Below are 1,426 nucleotides of genomic sequence, written 5' to 3'. Positions count from 1 at the left end.
GTATATTATTACTATGGTTTTATTTTTTGAAAAAAATTAATGATATAAAAATATATATCTATTTCTTGGGAAATAAATATATATTTTAAATGTTGCGATAAGATAAATAATTGTAATAATGGAATTATAAATTTTAACAAAGGAGGTTTATATGGACAATTATATGATTGATGCAAAGGTTCAACATAAACTATGGAAAAGAGAAATGAAAAAGAAAGTATCTTTAATAAATAAAGTTACATCAATGACACAAAAGAAGTTTAATAGTATGTTGCCTAAGAAATATCATGAAATACTAACTAATGCAGTTAAGACCATGGTGAAATCAGTATTGTTTGGATATAAATATATTACTAAAGAACCTTTTGAAAATATTTCTATAGAAGAAAGAGAAAAAATTGTGAATAGTAAAATAAACTTTTATAAAAAAACTGCTATGGCAGAAGGATTTGCAACAGGGGCAGGAGGTATTATTTTAGGTATGACCGATTTCCCATTACTTCTCAGTATAAAGGTGAAACTTTTATATGATATTGCAGCAATCTATGGATTTGATGTTAGAGATTATAAAGAAAGACTATATATACTTCATATAATTCAATTAGCCTTTTCTTCTCAAAGTTATGGTAAAAATATATTTGATAAAATGGAGAATTGGGAAGCTTATTCATGTGGTTTACCAAATGATATTAATGATTTTAATTGGCAATCATTTCAACAAGAATATAGAGATTATTTAGATTTGGCTAAACTATTGCAACTAATGCCAGGTATAGGAGCAGCTGTTGGATTTTATGTTAATGGTAAACTACTTGATAAATTAGGCGAAGTAGCAATTAATTCATATCGAATGAGATTGGAAGAGTTTAAGTAAATAATAGAAATAGACAAGTACACAAAATGCTAAATAAAAATCGTCAAACATATTACAAGTAAATAATGTTTGACGATTTATTTATGTTAAGAAGCTTTAAATTTCTTTAAGTGAAATTATTGAGTTGTTTGGTAAATAATAAGTATTTTCTTTGTCAAAATTACTTTTGTGATAATCTGATCCTGAATTTGAAAATGTTGGGGCTATGGTAATAGAATTTTCGTCAGAATCGATAACCTCACCAACTATAGGCACAGAACTCAAATAAGTATTAACTTCAACGGGCTTTTGTAAAAATTCATTGTAATTATAAGAAGAATTATTATCCATTATTTTCACTCCTTTTAAGTAATAAAATGTCCATATATTAGTAGTATTAAATTTTTATGACATTATATGCACAATTAAAGAATAAAAACAAAAAAGAAGTTTTTTAGAATAAATAAATTGGGTATAATTGTTAAAAAAATAAGTTATTATAGTATAATTAAATTAAATTATTTATAATTAGGGAATGTTTATATGTAAAATAATTTCGTACAGTCCATTTAT

The 1,426-nt window shown here is 24.5% G+C and carries 2 protein-coding genes; one reads left to right on the top strand and one right to left on the bottom strand.

Translation table 11 applies throughout. The features are described from left to right. The first annotated feature begins 151 nt into the window (after nt 1–151). Nucleotides 152–874: an EcsC family protein gene (locus QX51_RS00810; protein ID WP_039678001.1), complete on the top strand. Its 723-nt coding sequence runs from the start codon at nt 152–154 to the stop codon at nt 872–874. 96 nt (nt 875–970) lie between these two features. On the opposite strand, the gene QX51_RS00805 is transcribed toward QX51_RS00810, so the two are convergent. Next, nucleotides 971–1,204: a hypothetical protein gene (locus QX51_RS00805; protein WP_039678000.1), complete on the bottom strand. Its 234-nt coding sequence runs from the start codon at nt 1,202–1,204 to the stop codon at nt 971–973. Nucleotides 1,205–1,426 lie beyond the last annotated feature (222 nt).

This window comes from Terrisporobacter othiniensis (genome assembly GCF_000808015.1).
Lineage (GTDB): Bacteria > Bacillota > Clostridia > Peptostreptococcales > Peptostreptococcaceae > Terrisporobacter > Terrisporobacter muris.
This window is presented reverse-complemented; position numbering and strand designations above follow the sequence as displayed.